This is a genomic window from Halotalea alkalilenta (genome assembly GCF_001648175.1).
GTDB classification, from domain to species: Bacteria; Pseudomonadota; Gammaproteobacteria; order Pseudomonadales; family Halomonadaceae; genus Halotalea; species Halotalea alkalilenta_A.
On sequence record NZ_CP015243.1, the window covers coordinates 928,245 to 941,935 of the forward strand.

Genomic DNA, 13,691 nt, shown 5'->3' on the forward strand with positions numbered 1-13,691 from the left:
ACCGAGCACTCGAGCCGCGCACCGCTGGGTTAGAGCGATGCCCGGCCGATCGGTTCCACTGGTGCACCTTCGCCGCTCGGGGGCTAAACCCCGCCGGGCGCGCGATCCTAGACTCAATGGTACACTTTAGCCTTAGGGACGCGCGATCCAAGCGTCTTTTGAAGCGATCGAATCACCGTCCACAGCTCCATCGGTGCGCAACCGAGGGCGGGCGGCTCACCCACCGGGCCTCAACCCAGCCCGGGCAAGCCAAGCTCCTTCGCGGGCAGGATATCCAGCATGTCGGATCGACCGAGCGCCGAACGCGCCGTATCTCTCAACTATCGTGCCGCGCGCTTTTTGATCAGCGCGCCGACGCTCGCTACCTGTCCCGAGGACAGCGGTGCCGAGGTCGCTTTCGCCGGCCGCTCCAATGCCGGCAAGTCGAGTGCGATCAATACCCTTACCGGGCAGAAAGCACTGGCGCGCACTTCGAAGACGCCTGGGCGCACCCAGCTGATCAACTTCTTCGCGCTCGACGACGAGCGTCGGCTGGTCGACCTGCCCGGCTATGGCTTCGCCAAAGTGCCCGAATCGGTCAAGCTCGAGTGGCAGCGCCATCTTGCCGACTATCTCCAGCATCGTCAGGCGCTCAAGGGCGTGGTGTTGCTGATGGACGTGCGCCATCCGCTCACCGAGTTCGACCAGATGATGCTCGGCTGGGCCGAGCAGGCCGGACTGCCGTTGCACCTGCTGCTGACCAAGGCGGACAAGCTCAAGCGCGGCGCGGCGACCAACGCGCTGCGTCAGGTCGAACGCGCCCTGGCCGGGCGCACCGAGCAGGTCGAAGTGCAGCTCTTCTCCTCCCTCGCGCGCCAGGGGCTCGACACCCTCGAGGCGCGCTTGAACGGCTGGCTGCGCGGCGACTGAGCAGCCGGGCAAGACCTCGCTTGAATGACGGCGGCGCCCTTCGGGGCGCCGCCGCAGACTGCTGACAAAGCATTCGTAGATTGCGCGTGGAAGACGTCGCTGGGTCAAAAGGGGGGTGTCATTAACCTCTGCGGGCACCGGCGTAGCCTTGCGTTCGGCGCAACACCCGCGGAGTTGAACATTACTTATTGGCAGCGAACTCTGAAGGCGGGGTGAATAAATATTCATGTCCTGAGAAATAAATAAAATCCCCCAGGGTGGGCATAAATATAAGTTTTTGATCGTATTGTAAAAAGTATAAAAGTTGAATAGACCAAAGTTGCTTTGAATTGATCCTCGGACCCATTGACCTCGTTGCGTGGGGAGGTGATTAATGGCGTGAAATATATATGCACAGCATGAATATTTATTCAAAGGAGCGTGCCATGCCTCTGCCTTCGCGATTAACGACCGAGGATATCCCCGATCTGTGTCAGAAAATGCGCGGCACGTTATTGACCACCATCGTCAATGCCAAGATGGGGCACGTCGGCGGCGATCTCTCCGTCATCGACATTCTCGGTACGCTCTATTTCAGCGTTCTGCGCGTCGATCCCACCGACCCCCACGCCGAGTCCCGCGATCGCTTCGTGCTCAGCAAAGGACACTGCTCGGTGGCGCTCTACACCACCCTGGCCTATGCGGGCTTCCTGCCGATCGAGGAGCTGGCGAGCTTCGCCGCGCCTCTTTCACGGCTCAATGGCCATCCTTGCAATCGCAAGCTGCCCGGGGTGGAAACCAGCACCGGCCCGCTCGGCCATGGGCTGCCGGTCGCCACCGGCATCGCCATCGGCGGCAAGTTGAGCGGCGCCGATTGGCGGGTCTTCGTGGTGGTCGGCGACGGTGAGCTGCAGGAGGGCAGCAATTGGGAGTCGATGATGAGCGCCGCCCACCAGCGCCTCGACAACCTGACCTTGATCGTCGATCGAAACCATCTCCAGCAGGGCGACCGGACCTCGGCGGTGACCAGCATGGAGCCGCTCGCCGAGCGATTCGCGGCGTTCGGTTGGGAGACCCATGAGGTCGACGGACACGACCACGCCGCGCTCGAAAGCCTGCTCTCTTCGCCGAATACCAGCGGGCGGCCGCGCTGCCTGATCGCCGCCACGGTAAAAGGCCAAGGGGTATCGTTCATCCGCGATCGTGTCGAGTGGCACCACAAGGTGCCGAGCCGTGAGCAGCTGGCCGCGGCGCTCGATGAGCTGGAGGTGGCGTCATGAGCGAGCTGTTCGACTGTCGGGACGCGTTCGTCGCCACCCTCGAGGAGCTGGCGGAACAGGACCCGCGCATCGTTGCGGTGGTCAACGATTCGATCGGTTCGAGCAAGCTGACCGGCTTTCGCCAGCGCTGGCCCGAGCGGTTGATCAACGTCGGCATCGCCGAGCAGACCCTGGTCGGCGTCGGCGCGGGGCTCGCCAATGCCGGGCTCAAGCCGTTCGTCTGCGCCGCTTCCTGCTTTCTCACCGGCAGAGCGCTCGAGCAGATCAAGGCCGACATCGTCTATTCCCAGGCCCAAGTGGTGCTCTGCGGGATCAGCAGCGGAGTCGCCTACGGCGAGCTCGGGCCGACCCATCACTCGATCGAGGACCTCGCCTGGACCCGGGTGCTGCCCGGGCTCGAGATCATCGTCCCCGCCGACCCGGTCGAGACCGCTGCCGCCGTGCGCTACGCCTATGCCGCCGAGGGACCAGTGTTCCTGCGCCTGAGCCGGGTCGGCGTGCCACGGCTGCTCGACCAGCGCTACCGCTATGAGCCTGGCCGGGCGCACGTCTTACGCGATGGCGCCGATCTTACCTTGATCGCTTGCGGGGTCATGGTCCACCGTGCGCTCGAGGCCGCCGAGCGGCTCAGCGACCTGGGCCTTGAGGCGCGGGTGCTGAACCTGCCGAGCATCGCCCCGCTGGATCGTCGCGAGATCGTGCGCGCGGCGCAGCAGACCGGGGCGATCCTGACCCTCGAAGAGCACAGCGTGCGCGGCGGGATGGGGTCCGCGGTGGCCGAAGCGGTGGTCGCCGAGGCGCCGTGTCGAATGAAGCTGATGGGCTTTGAGGATTTCGCACCCACCGGTGAGGCGAACTTCCTGCTCGACCACGTCGGCATGTCGGTGATCGGTATCGTCGACGCCGCGCAGCGGCTGGTCGGTGAGCCGCTGGTGGCGAAATGAGCGTGGCGACTCCCGCCCTGCTCGCCATCGACCAGGGCACCACCAACGCCAAGGCGCTGCTGGTCGGGCTCGACGGTACGCCGCTGGCGCTCGGCCAGTGCGCGGTGGCCTGCCGCTACCCGCGCGCTGGCTGGGTGGAACAATCGGCGATCGAGCTGTGGCAGGCGGTGCTCTGCGCGATCGAGCGCTGCCTGGAGGCTTTCGGTCCGGTGTCATTGGTCGGTATCGGCATAAGCGCGCAGCGGGAGTCGGCGCTGGCCTGGGATGCGCGGGATGGCCGTCCGCTTGGGCCGGTGATCGGCTGGCAGTGCCGGCGTACCGAGGCGCACTGCGAGCGGCTGGTCGAGGATGGCCTGGATGCATGGATCCGCAGCGTCACTGGCCTGCCGATCGATCCGCTGTTCTCGGCGAGCAAAATGCGCTGGCTGCTCGACCACGCCGCGCGGGATACGCCGCGCGAGCGAGTCCGGCTCGGCAATGTCGACAGCTGGCTGCTGTGGCAGCTGAGCGGCGGTGCCGTGCATGCCACCGATGCCTCCAACGCTTCTCGCACCCAGCTTTGCGATATCTCCAGCGGCCAGTGGTCGCCCGAGCTTGCTGAGCTGTTCGGCATCGCGATCGAGAACCTGCCCTCGATCCACTCCTCGGCGCACCGCTTCGGCGTCACCCGCGCCTGCGGGCGGCTGCCCGGCGGGGTTCCGATCGGCGCGCTGATCGGCGACTCCCACGCCGCACTGTTCGCCCAGGGCGGTTTCCTCCCCGGGGTGGTCAAGGCGACCTTCGGCACCGGCTCCTCGGTGATGAGCGCGACGCACGGCGTGGCCCGCGCGCTGCCGGGCCTGGCGACCACCATCGCGTGGCAGCTGGGCGGCGAGCGCTGCTATGCGCTCGAGGGCAACGTCACCGTCAGCGCCTCGATCCTGCCTTGGATGGCGCAGCTGGTCGGTCTCAATGGTTCGGTCGAGCGGCTGGCCGAGCTGGCCCGCGAGGCCGACGGGGAGGGTGCCGCGATCCTGGTGCCGGCGATGGTGGGATTGGGCGCGCCGCGCTGGGTCAATGGCTTGAGTGGATTGATCGACGGGCTGAGCTTTTCGACCAGCCGTGCCGAGCTGGCCCGTGCGGCGTTCGATTCGATCGTCCACCAGATCAGGGACGTGGTCGATGCGATGCGCCACTGCGCAAGCGGCGAGGCCCTCGTTATCACTGAGCTGCGGGTCGACGGTGGCGCCTGCGCCAATCATTGGCTGATGCAGCGCCAGGCCGATGTCCTGGCGCTGCCGGTCAGGCGCTCGTGCCACGCCGAGCTTTCGGCGCTCGGTGCCGCCTACCTCGCTGGGCTGGCGCTCGGTGTCTGGCCCGACCTGGCGGCTATCGAACGCCTGGCGCCGGCGCGCGAGCGTATCGAGCCACGCGACGTCGCCGCTGCCGAGCGTCGCCACCGGCGCTGGCTGGTCGCGGTCGAGCGCACGCTGCACCGGGCCGGCAGCAGGTGCGAGGCAACCGCGATGGAGGCCGACGCCTGATGAACCCGCTCTTCGAGATGAGGCTGGTGACCAAGGCCGCGCACCTCTATTGGATCGAGCAGATGCGCCAGGTCGAGATAGCGAGCCGGCTTTCGGTGTCGCAAGCGACCGTCTCGCGGCTGCTCAAGCGAGCCCACCGGGAAGGCATCGTCAGCGTCTCCATCCACTCGCCGCAGGGCATCTACCCGGAGCTCGAGCAGCGTCTGGCGGCGGCGCTCGGGCTGCGCGAGGTGGTGGTCAACGAATGCAGCAGCGATACCGAGCAGGCCATCGTCGCCTCGATCGGCGAAGCCGCCGCTTTCTATCTCGAATCGACCCTCGCCGAGGACGACGTGATCGGGCTCTCCTCGTGGAGCTCGGCGCTGCAGGCGATGAGCGAGCGGCTGTCACCGAACGCTGAACTGCGGGCCGAGAAGGTGGTGCAACTGCTCGGCGGCATGGCCAGCAGCGGTGACGAGCACCTCGCCGAAACCTTGACCCGTCGGATCTCGACCCTGGTAGGGGCACGGGCGCACTTCATGCACGTCGCCGGGATGGCGAGCTCCGCCCAGGCGTGCCAGGTGATGCTGAGCGAACCCTATGTGCAGGAGACCGTGCGGCTGTTCGAGCGTGTCTCGCTGGCACTGCTCGGGATCGGCACCCTGGAGCCATCGAAGTTCCTCGCCCGCAGCGGCAACACCTTCTCGAAGCAGGAACTGGCGAGCCTGGCCGAGACCGGCGCGGTGGGCGATGTCTGCCTGCGTTTCTTCGATCGCGATGGGCGAATGATCGACCACCCCTTGAACCAGCGGGTGATCTCGATCGAGCCGCAGATGCTCGAGCGGATCGAGCGGCGCATCGGTGTGGCCGGCGGCGCCCACAAGGTCGAGGCGATCATCGGCGCCGCGCGCGGTGGCTGGATCCACACCCTGATCACCGACCGCTTCACCGCGCAGCGGATTCTCGAGTGGCTCTGAGCCGGACCCGTCCCGGCTTCGAGTGCATGCCAGGACCCTAGGGAGCAATGCAATGCGACGTTTCGAACGAAAGGTAGTGGTGGTGACCGGCGCCGATCGCGGTATTGGCCTTGCGATCGCCGAGCGCTTCGCCCGCGAGGGTGCGCGGCTCGCGATTGCATCCAACCGCGCTGAGATCCATGTCGCGGCCGAGCGGCTCGCGGCCCAGGGTGGCGAGGTCTTCGCCCACGAGCTCGACGTCACCGATGCGAGCCAGGTCGAGTCGTTCTTCGATGCGGTGGTGACGCGCTTCGAAGGGATCGATGTCTCGGTGCACAACGCAGGCGTGATCACCATCGCGCCGCTTGCGTCGCTCGAAGAGTGCGACTGGGACCTGGTGATGGATGTCAACGCCAAGGGGGTCTTCCTCTGCTGCAAGGCGGCGATCAGGTGCATGCGCCCGGCCCGGAGCGGAGCGCTGATCAACATGGCCTCGGGACAGGCGCGTCAGGGCTTCATCTATACCCCGCACTACGCGGCGAGCAAGTTCGGCGTGCTTGGCCTGACCCAGAGCCTGGCCAAGGAGTTCGCCGACGAGGGGATCACGGTCAACGCGATCTGTCCCGGCATCGTCGAGACCGAGATGTGGGACTACAACGACCGCGCCTGGGGGGCGCTTTTGAGCCGCGACGAGAAACGCTACGCCCCTGGGGAGCTGATCGAAGAGTGGATATCGCGGATCCCGATGAAACGCGCCGCCCGCGGCGAGGAGATCGCCGCGGCGGTGGCCTTCCTCGCCTCGAACGATGCGCGCTACATCACCGGCCAAGCGATCAACGTGGACGGCGGCATGGCGATGAACTGAGCCAGCGCCGCGGTCGATCTTGAACATCTGGGAGTCATTCGAGCATGTCCAGCCAATACGATACTCGCCTGCGCTATGGCGTCGATTTCGATTTTTCCCTCGAGGGCAAGGTAGCGATCATCACTGGCGGTCTCGGTGGTATCGCCACCGCCACCAACCAGGCGCTGCTCGGCAAGGGCGCGCGGGTCGCGGTGCTCTATCCCGCCTTCGAGGCGCACCGCCGCGACGAGGTGCTCGCCGGCTTTCCCGCCGACCGGGTGCGCGCCTTCGAGTGCGACGTCACCGACGAGGCCAGCGTGGCCGGCGCGGTGGCGGCGGTGGTCGAGGCGTTCGGCGATCTGCACATCCTAATCAACGCCGCCGGCACCATCACGCTGACCCCGGCCGAGCAGGTCCCGCTCGATGAATGGCGGCGGCAGCTCGATGTCTGCCTCACCGGCCCTTTCCTCTGCGCCAAGCACGTTGCACGGCACCTGCTCGCCAGCGGCCACGGCGGCAAGATCGTCAACATCGCCTCCCAGGCGGCGAGCGTGGCGATCGACCACCACTGCGCCTACACCTCGGCCAAGGCGGGTCTTTTGGGAATGACCAAGTCGATGGCCAAGGAGTGGGGCCCGAAGGGCATCACCGTCAATAGCGTGTCGCCCACCGTGGTGCTTACGCCGATGGGCGCGGCGGCCTGGGAGGGCGAGAAGGGCGAGCGGATGAAGACCCTGATCCCCACCGGGCGCTTCGCCTACACCGATGAGATCGCCGCCGCGATCCTGTTTCTGGTCTCCAATGCCAGCGACATGATCAACGGCGCCGACCTGCTGGTCGACGGCGGCTACACGATCTGGTGAGCGGCGTCGGCTGCCCGGCGCACGCTCGTTTTCACTCGAGGAGTCACACACCATGAACACTCTTTGCCGCCTCGGATCCGCCTGCCTGGTCACCCTGGCACTCGGTGTCACCGTACCGCTTGCGGTCGCTCAAGACCCCGTCGACAAGGGCACCATCGCGATCCTGGTCAATTCGCTGGACAACCCCTACTACGCCGCCGAAGCGCATGCGGCCGACGCCAAGGCGCGCGAGCTCGGTTACCAGACCCTGATCCAGTCGCACAACGAAGACGTCAACCGCCAGCGCGAGCTGATCTCGCTGGCGGTAGGTCGCGGGGTCAAGGGCATCGTGCTCGACAACGCCGATTCCTCGGCGAGCGGTGCCGCGGTGCAGTACGCCAAGGACCAGGGGGTGCCCACCGTCTTGATCAATCGCGAGATTCCCCAGGATGGCGTGGCGCTCGCCCAGCTCACCCACAACAACGTCCAGGCGGCCTCGCAAGTCGCGCAGGCGTTCGTCGAGCGGATGGGCGAGCAGGGTGAATACGTCGAGCTGACCTGCAATCTCGCCGACAACAACTGCGTCACCCGCTCCGAGGCGTTCCACCAAGTGCTCGATCAGTATCCCGAGATGACCATGGTCGCGCGCCAGGATGCCAAGGGGGTGTTGCTCAACGCCAAGCAGTCGATGGACTCGATCCTCCAGGAGCATCCCAACGTCCGCGGGGTGATCGCCGGCAACGGCCCGGTGGCGCTCGGCGCCATCGCCTCGCTGCAGGCCGCGCGCAGGGACCAGGTAGTGGTCGCGGGTATCGACGGCAGCAACGACGAGCGGGATGCGATTCGAGCCGGTCATCTCTATGCCACCGCGATGCTGCAGGCGCAGCAGCTCGCCAGTGACGGCGTGGCCGTGCTCGACGCCCACCTGGCCGGCGCAGACGACGGTGGGCCTGAGCGCAGGCTCTATCGCGGCATCCTGATCACCGAGGAAAACGCCAGCAGGGTCAATGACTTCAGCTATTCGGACGAGTGAATCGGACGGTGTCGACCTTCCAACCTGGAGTGACTTCAGCATGTCTACGGTGACCATCAAGCACGCCGCCCTGCTCCTGCTCCTGGTCGGGTCTAGCGGCTTCACCCTGGTACCGCGCGACGAGGTCGCACAAGCCGGCGCCAGCGGGCAGCGTGCCACGCTCGACGCCGGCCAGCTGTTCGGCCAGAACATCGTGCCTTACGCCCGTGCTCATGCGGCGCCGCTGACCGAGGTGGCGCGGGCGATCGATGAGAACTTCGACGCGGCATGCCAGCGCTATGGGCGGCAGGCGAGCCAGGCATTCCCTTGCAGCTTCTGGGTCCACGCACAGGGAAGCATCGAATCGATCGACAGCGGCTCCAGGGTCGGCAAGGCGCCGCTGGTCGACACCGGCGTGGAGGACAAGCCGGTCGCGCTGCTGGTCGGGCCGGTGATCCCCGGCACCGCGGTGCGGGATGCCTTCCCGGAGTTGAGCTATGACGACTTCGGTGACCAGGGCGCCTTCGCCCGCTTCTCCTCGGCGCTCAATGACCAGGTCAGGGCGGTGATCGAGGCGCGTGGCCCGCTCGAGGTCGGGCAGCAGCTCTCTTTCAATGCTGTTTTCAGCGCCTGGGACGGCAGCGATGCGGCGTTCGAGCTGATCCCGGTCGAGTTCGATCCGCCCCCTGCCACAGATGGAGCAGCAGCGCCATGAACGACGATTCGGTGGTGGTCGAGGCCCAGGGCCTGGTCAAGCGCTATCCGGGCACCATTGCGCTCAAAGGCGTCGACTTCGAGGTTCGCGCAGGCCGCGTCAATGTGCTGATCGGCGAGAACGGTGCCGGCAAGTCGACGCTGATGAAACTGCTCGCCGGGGCCGAGCGGCCGACCCTGGGGCGGATCCTGGTCGATGGCCGTGAGGTCTCGTTCGCCAACGTGCGCGAGGCGGAGCGGGCCGGGATCGGGATCATCTTCCAGGAGCTCAACCTGTTCCCCGACCTGAGCGTATGCGAGAACCTGTTCATCGGCGCCGAGCGCTGCCGGCTGGGCGTGATCGACCAGCGTAGCCAGCATGAGCAAGCGCGGCGGCTGCTTTCCCGGGTCGGATTGGCGCTCGATCCGGCGACGCCGCTGGGCGATCTCTACGTCGGCCAGCAGCAGTTGGTCGAGATCGCCCGGGTGCTCGGCAAGCGGGTCAAGGTGCTGATCATGGATGAGCCGACCTCGGCGCTCAGCCAGCACGAGGTCGAGATCCTGTTCGGCATCATCGCGGCGCTCAAGCGCGAGGGCGTGGCGGTGATCTACATCTCCCACCGGCTCGAGGAGATCATCCGCGTCGGTGACCATATCACCGTGCTGCGCAACGGCGAGGTGGTCGGCGTCGACGAGGTGTGCAACATCGACGTGCCGTGGATCGTCGCCAAGATGGTCGGCGCGGCGCGCAAGGCGTTCGACTATCGCCCGCGCGAGCTGGGCGAGGAGGCGCTCAGGGTCGAGTCGCTGTCGCTGAAGAAGCCCAACGGCACCCTGGCGCTCGATGCGGTTGGTTTCAGCGCGCGGCGCGGCGAGATCCTCGGTATCTACGGACTGATGGGGGCGGGCCGCACCGAGCTGCTCGAGACCCTGCTCGGGCTGCATGCCAGCGCCCGCGGGCGGATCGTCGTCGATGGGCGCGAGCTGGGCCGCTCCCGCACCGCTCGGCGCATCGAACGGGGTATCGCTCTGGTCCCCGAGGACCGGCAGCTTTCGGGCATGGTGCAGTCGATGTCGGTGGCCGAGAACATGACCCTGTCGAGCCTCGTGCGCTGGTGCTTGCGCGGGCGCGTGGTGCGCCCGGGCCGCGAGCGCGAGGCGTGTCGACGGATGGTCGAGCGACTGGGGATCAAGACCGCCGACATCGACGAGCCGATCACCTCGCTGAGCGGCGGCAACATGCAGAAAGTGGTGATCGCCAAGGCGCTGCTCACCGAGCCCTGCGTGCTGCTGCTCGACGAGCCCACCCGCGGCGTCGACGTGGGCGCCAAGGCCGAGATCTATCGCGCCATGCTGGCGGTCGCCGAACGCGGCGTGACCGTGCTCTATACCACCTCCGAACTCGACGAAGCGCTCGCCGTCGCCGACCGTGTGCTGGTGCTCTCCAGCGGGCGGGTCAGCGCGGATTTGCCGCGCGATCGCGCCGATCGCGACGAGATCATTCGCAAGTCGACCCCCTTCGCCGCCTGACAGGAGCCAGTCCATGTCCCACATCTCGTCAAGGCATGCGCCGCACGCGACAGCGACCCAGCTCGAGCCGCCGCACGGCGCCGAACCCACGGCCGCCTCCGGCTCGCTTCTCGGCAGTCGCAAGGGGCGGCTCAAGCTGCTGCTGCGCATCCTCAAGCTGAGAATCTTCGTCGCGCTGGCGGTGGTGCTGCTCTACTTCTCGCTCACCACCGGCAACTTCCTCTCCACCGCCAACCTGCTGATCATGGCCCAGCACATCACCGTCATCGCGATCCTCTCGATCGGGATGACGCTGGTGATCCTGACCGGTGGCATCGATCTCTCGGTCGGCTCGGTGGTCGGCTTCAGCGGCATGGTCGCAGGTTTCCTGATCAGCCGGGGAATCCCCCTCGGCGACCAGGTGCTGTTGCTCAACGTGTTCGAGGTGGTCGTCGTGACCTGCCTGGTCGGCCTCGCGATCGGTCTGGTCAACGGCGCGCTGGTGACCTGGCTGAACGTGGCCCCCTTCATCGCCACCCTGGGGATGCTCTACGTGGTACGCGGCGCGGCGCTTCTGTTCAACGACGGTGCGACCTTCTCGGAGCTCGGCGGCCATGCCGAATTCGGCAACACCGGCTTCGCGCTGCTCGGTGGTGGCACGCTGTTCAACGTCGGCTATCCGGTCTGGCTGCTGGTGGCGATGACCGTGCTGGCCGCCGCCATCGCCGCGCGCACTCCGATCGGCCGCTACATCTATGCGATCGGCGGCAACGAGCGCGCCGCGCTGTTCTCCGGGCTCAAGGTCAAGAAGGTGAAGCTGTTCGTCTACGCCTTCTCGGGCTTTTGCGCCGCGCTGGTCGGACTGGTGGTCACCTCCCAGCTGCAGACCGCCCACCCGATGACCGGCAACACCTACGAGCTGATGGCGATCGCCGCGGTGGTACTCGGCGGCACCGCGCTATCCGGCGGACGTGGCACCGTGATCGGCTCGGTGATCGGCGCCTGTGTGATCAGCATCCTCAACGATGGGATGGTGATGTCCGGGGTCAGCAGCTTCTGGCAGATGGTGATCATGGGGCTGGTGATCATCCTCGCGGTGGTGATCGACCAGCTCCAGCAGCGGCTGCAGAAGAAGGTGATGGTCGCGCTCTGAGGATCATGCGGCGAGGACTGCGCGGAGAAGGTCGTGCTCAGGCCCCTTCGAGCCGCTCGAGCACCTTGGGCAGTTCGCGCACGTGGCGCACGCGGTGGACGTTGCCGGGCAGCGGGCGGGGCTGGTCGAAGATGTCGATCCATACCGCCTGCATACCGAGCCGCGCGGCGGGTTCGATGTCGTGCTCCCAGGAGTCGCCGACGTGGATCGCATGGCGCGGGTCGATGCCGCCGAGCGCTTCGAGGGCGTGGAGGAAGACCCGCTCGTCGGGCTTCGGCATGCCGATCTCACCGGCCTTGAAGCAGACGTCGAAGTGGCGGGCCAGCGGCAGGCGGGTGACGTCGACGTTGCCGTTGGTGATCACCGCCAGCCGGTAGCGCTTGGCCAATGCCTCGAGCAGCGGGTCGACCTCGGGGTAGGGCTCGACCCGGTGGCGCAGCTCGAGCATGTAGTTGATCGCCTGCTCGGTCAGCGCCCGGGCGTCCGGTTCCTGGATGCCGTGCTCGAGCAGGATCCGGTGGAGCACCTCGCGGCGCACGTAGGTGACGTCGCCGCGGCGGTCGGTGAGGGTGGCGGCGAAGGCCATCCTGCGCGCGGCATACTCCTCGAGCGGAAAGGCATCGGCATGCTGGATGCGCTCGTCCAGCCAGCGGTAGTGCTCGGCCTCGAGATGGGCCATCACCGGGCCGTTGTCCCACAGCGTGTCGTCTATGTCGAAGGTCAGGGCGTCGAGGCGCATTGGGTCTCCGGTTGGCTGGAATCATCGTATCCACGATGCCATGGGGGGGCGCAGCGCGCCAGCCTCGCGGGCTCCCGCCGGGTGCTTAAGGCAAACCATCGATGTCCGGGCTGAATCCACATTGACCATACAAATGCTGTGGTTAATGATGAAGGCAATGATGGAGAAACGGCATGCCGCCCGGGCGGTTTCGAGTATTTGCGCAGTCAAAGAGGTGAGCCATGAGCAGATTCATATTCTCATCACCAAGGAAGTACGTGCAGGGCAGTGGGGTGATCGCTGAGCTGGGCAGCCAGCTGGCTGTGCTGGGAGCGAAGGCGTTCCTGGTCGCCGACGATGTCGTCTGGGAAATCGTCGGCTCCGAGGTGAGGAAGTCGCTCGAACTGGAGGGATTGGATTTTCATTTCGAGCGCTTCAACGGCGAAGCGTCGGTCAGCGAGATCGAGCGCTTGGCGGCGATCGCCCGCCAGCAGGGCACCGATATCGTGGTCGGTCTCGGCGGCGGCAAGACCCTGGACACGGTGAAGGCGGTCGCCGATGAGCTCGAGCACAGCGTCGCCATCGTGCCGACGGTCGCATCCACCGATGCCCCGTGCAGCGCGCTATCGGTGATCTACACCGATCAGGGCGTGTTCGAAAGCTATCGGTTCTACGACAAGAATCCCGACCTGGTACTGGTCGATACCGCCATCTGTGCCCAGGCGCCGGCGCGATTGTTCGCCTCTGGCATCGCCGATGGCCTGGCCACCTTCGTCGAGGCGCGGGCGGTCGAGCGCAGCCATTCGAAATCGATGGTCGGTGGTGATCCCACCGTCGCTGCCATGGCCATCGCCGAGGCCTGCGAGCGGACTCTGCTGACCTATGGCTTCAGTGCCTTCAAGGCCGTGGAGCGAAAACTGGTCACTCCCGCGGTAGAGGCGGTGGTCGAGGCCAACACGCTGCTTTCCGGGCTCGGCTTCGAAAACGCGGGCCTTGCGGCGGCGCACGCCATCCACAACGGTTTCACTGCGGTGCAGGGCGACATCCATCACCTGACCCATGGTGAGAAGGTGGCCTATGGCACCTTGACCCAGATGGTGCTGGAGCAGCGTGCGGACGAGGAGATCGCGCGCTACGTGCGTTTCTACCGCTCGATCGGGATGCCGACCAGCCTCGAGGAGCTGCATCTGGAAAATGAATCCTGGGACAACCTGGTCAACATCGGGGCCTTGGCATGCGGTGAGGGGGATACGCTGGGCAATCTCGACCCCGGGCTGAGCGCGGAGGACGTGGCGAACGCGATCCTCGCCGTCGACGCATTCAGCAAATCCGTCCAGTAGCCGCGGATCG

At 66.4% G+C, this 13,691-nt stretch carries 13 protein-coding genes; 12 read left to right on the top strand and 1 reads right to left on the bottom strand.

Annotated elements, in window-relative coordinates:
• Positions 1-279: 279 nt before the first annotated feature.
• The 11 genes from yihA to A5892_RS04155 all read left to right on the top strand — a co-directional run bounded on the left by yihA (position 280) and on the right by A5892_RS04155 (position 11,623).
• Positions 280-909 (top strand): ribosome biogenesis GTP-binding protein YihA/YsxC, encoded by a 630-nt coding sequence (gene yihA / locus A5892_RS04105; protein ID WP_064121721.1) that lies wholly within the window; start codon positions 280-282, stop codon positions 907-909.
• 479 nt (positions 910-1,388) lie between these two features.
• Positions 1,389-2,168, top strand: a complete 780-nt coding sequence (locus A5892_RS04110) for a transketolase (protein WP_223302783.1) — start codon at positions 1,389-1,391, stop codon at positions 2,166-2,168.
• On the top strand, positions 2,165-3,112 hold the full coding sequence (locus tag A5892_RS04115) for a transketolase family protein (RefSeq protein WP_064121723.1): 948 nt from the start codon (positions 2,165-2,167) through the stop codon (positions 3,110-3,112). The genes A5892_RS04110 and A5892_RS04115 overlap by 4 nt, the downstream gene beginning before the upstream one ends.
• A complete protein-coding gene (locus tag A5892_RS04120) occupies positions 3,109-4,635 on the top strand; it encodes an FGGY family carbohydrate kinase (protein ID WP_064121724.1) in 1,527 nt (508 codons plus the stop codon). Before A5892_RS04115 ends, A5892_RS04120 begins: the two co-directional genes overlap by 4 nt.
• Positions 4,635-5,591 (top strand): sugar-binding transcriptional regulator, encoded by a 957-nt coding sequence (locus tag A5892_RS04125; protein ID WP_064121725.1) that lies wholly within the window; start codon positions 4,635-4,637, stop codon positions 5,589-5,591. The genes A5892_RS04120 and A5892_RS04125 overlap by 1 nt, the downstream gene beginning before the upstream one ends.
• A 52-nt stretch (positions 5,592-5,643) precedes the next feature.
• Positions 5,644-6,435 (top strand): SDR family NAD(P)-dependent oxidoreductase, encoded by a 792-nt coding sequence (locus A5892_RS04130; protein ID WP_064121726.1) that lies wholly within the window; start codon positions 5,644-5,646, stop codon positions 6,433-6,435.
• Positions 6,436-6,479: 44 nt separating this feature from the next.
• The gene (locus A5892_RS04135) at positions 6,480-7,277 is read left to right on the top strand and encodes a GolD/DthD family dehydrogenase (RefSeq protein WP_064121727.1); all 798 of its coding nucleotides are present in this window, start codon (positions 6,480-6,482) and stop codon (positions 7,275-7,277) included.
• 52 nt (positions 7,278-7,329) lie between these two features.
• A complete protein-coding gene (locus A5892_RS04140; protein ID WP_082890266.1) occupies positions 7,330-8,289 on the top strand; it encodes a substrate-binding domain-containing protein in 960 nt (319 codons plus the stop codon).
• 40 nt (positions 8,290-8,329) lie between these two features.
• Positions 8,330-8,983, top strand: coding sequence for a DUF2291 family protein (locus A5892_RS04145; RefSeq protein WP_064121728.1), 654 nt, complete (start codon positions 8,330-8,332; stop codon positions 8,981-8,983).
• Positions 8,980-10,491 (top strand): sugar ABC transporter ATP-binding protein, encoded by a 1,512-nt coding sequence (locus A5892_RS04150; RefSeq protein WP_064121729.1) that lies wholly within the window; start codon positions 8,980-8,982, stop codon positions 10,489-10,491. Before A5892_RS04145 ends, A5892_RS04150 begins: the two co-directional genes overlap by 4 nt.
• Before the next feature lie 13 nt (positions 10,492-10,504).
• The gene (locus A5892_RS04155) at positions 10,505-11,623 is read left to right on the top strand and encodes an ABC transporter permease (RefSeq protein WP_082890268.1); all 1,119 of its coding nucleotides are present in this window, start codon (positions 10,505-10,507) and stop codon (positions 11,621-11,623) included.
• Between the two features lie 37 nt (positions 11,624-11,660).
• Here A5892_RS04155 and A5892_RS04160 read toward each other — a convergent pair whose 3' ends face one another.
• Positions 11,661-12,362, bottom strand: coding sequence for an HAD family hydrolase (locus A5892_RS04160; RefSeq protein ID WP_064121730.1), 702 nt, complete (start codon positions 12,360-12,362; stop codon positions 11,661-11,663).
• 221 nt (positions 12,363-12,583) lie between these two features.
• On the opposite strand from A5892_RS04160, the gene A5892_RS04165 reads away from it, so the two are divergent.
• A complete protein-coding gene (locus A5892_RS04165; RefSeq protein WP_064121731.1) occupies positions 12,584-13,681 on the top strand; it encodes a glycerol dehydrogenase in 1,098 nt (365 codons plus the stop codon).
• Positions 13,682-13,691: the final 10 nt, after the last annotated feature.

What these genes read in the sequence shown, in the direction of transcription:
- A5892_RS04130 (WP_064121726.1), top strand. Translation starts at nt 5,644, where the DNA reads ATGCGACGTTTCGAACGAAAGGTAGTGGTGGTGACCGGCGCCGATCGC.
- A5892_RS04155 (WP_082890268.1), top strand. Translation starts at nt 10,505, where the DNA reads ATGTCCCACATCTCGTCAAGGCATGCGCCGCACGCGACAGCGACCCAG.
- A5892_RS04140 (WP_082890266.1), top strand. Translation starts at nt 7,330, where the DNA reads ATGAACACTCTTTGCCGCCTCGGATCCGCCTGCCTGGTCACCCTGGCA.
- A5892_RS04145 (WP_064121728.1), top strand. Translation starts at nt 8,330, where the DNA reads ATGTCTACGGTGACCATCAAGCACGCCGCCCTGCTCCTGCTCCTGGTC.
- A5892_RS04120 (WP_064121724.1), top strand. Translation starts at nt 3,109, where the DNA reads ATGAGCGTGGCGACTCCCGCCCTGCTCGCCATCGACCAGGGCACCACC.
- A5892_RS04135 (WP_064121727.1), top strand. Translation starts at nt 6,480, where the DNA reads ATGTCCAGCCAATACGATACTCGCCTGCGCTATGGCGTCGATTTCGAT.
- A5892_RS04125 (WP_064121725.1), top strand. Translation starts at nt 4,635, where the DNA reads ATGAACCCGCTCTTCGAGATGAGGCTGGTGACCAAGGCCGCGCACCTC.
- A5892_RS04160 (WP_064121730.1), bottom strand. Translation starts at nt 12,362, where the DNA reads ATGCGCCTCGACGCCCTGACCTTCGACATAGACGACACGCTGTGGGAC.
- A5892_RS04115 (WP_064121723.1), top strand. Translation starts at nt 2,165, where the DNA reads ATGAGCGAGCTGTTCGACTGTCGGGACGCGTTCGTCGCCACCCTCGAG.
- A5892_RS04150 (WP_064121729.1), top strand. Translation starts at nt 8,980, where the DNA reads ATGAACGACGATTCGGTGGTGGTCGAGGCCCAGGGCCTGGTCAAGCGC.
- yihA (WP_064121721.1), top strand. Translation starts at nt 280, where the DNA reads ATGTCGGATCGACCGAGCGCCGAACGCGCCGTATCTCTCAACTATCGT.
- A5892_RS04110 (WP_223302783.1), top strand. Translation starts at nt 1,389, where the DNA reads ATGCGCGGCACGTTATTGACCACCATCGTCAATGCCAAGATGGGGCAC.
- A5892_RS04165 (WP_064121731.1), top strand. Translation starts at nt 12,584, where the DNA reads ATGAGCAGATTCATATTCTCATCACCAAGGAAGTACGTGCAGGGCAGT.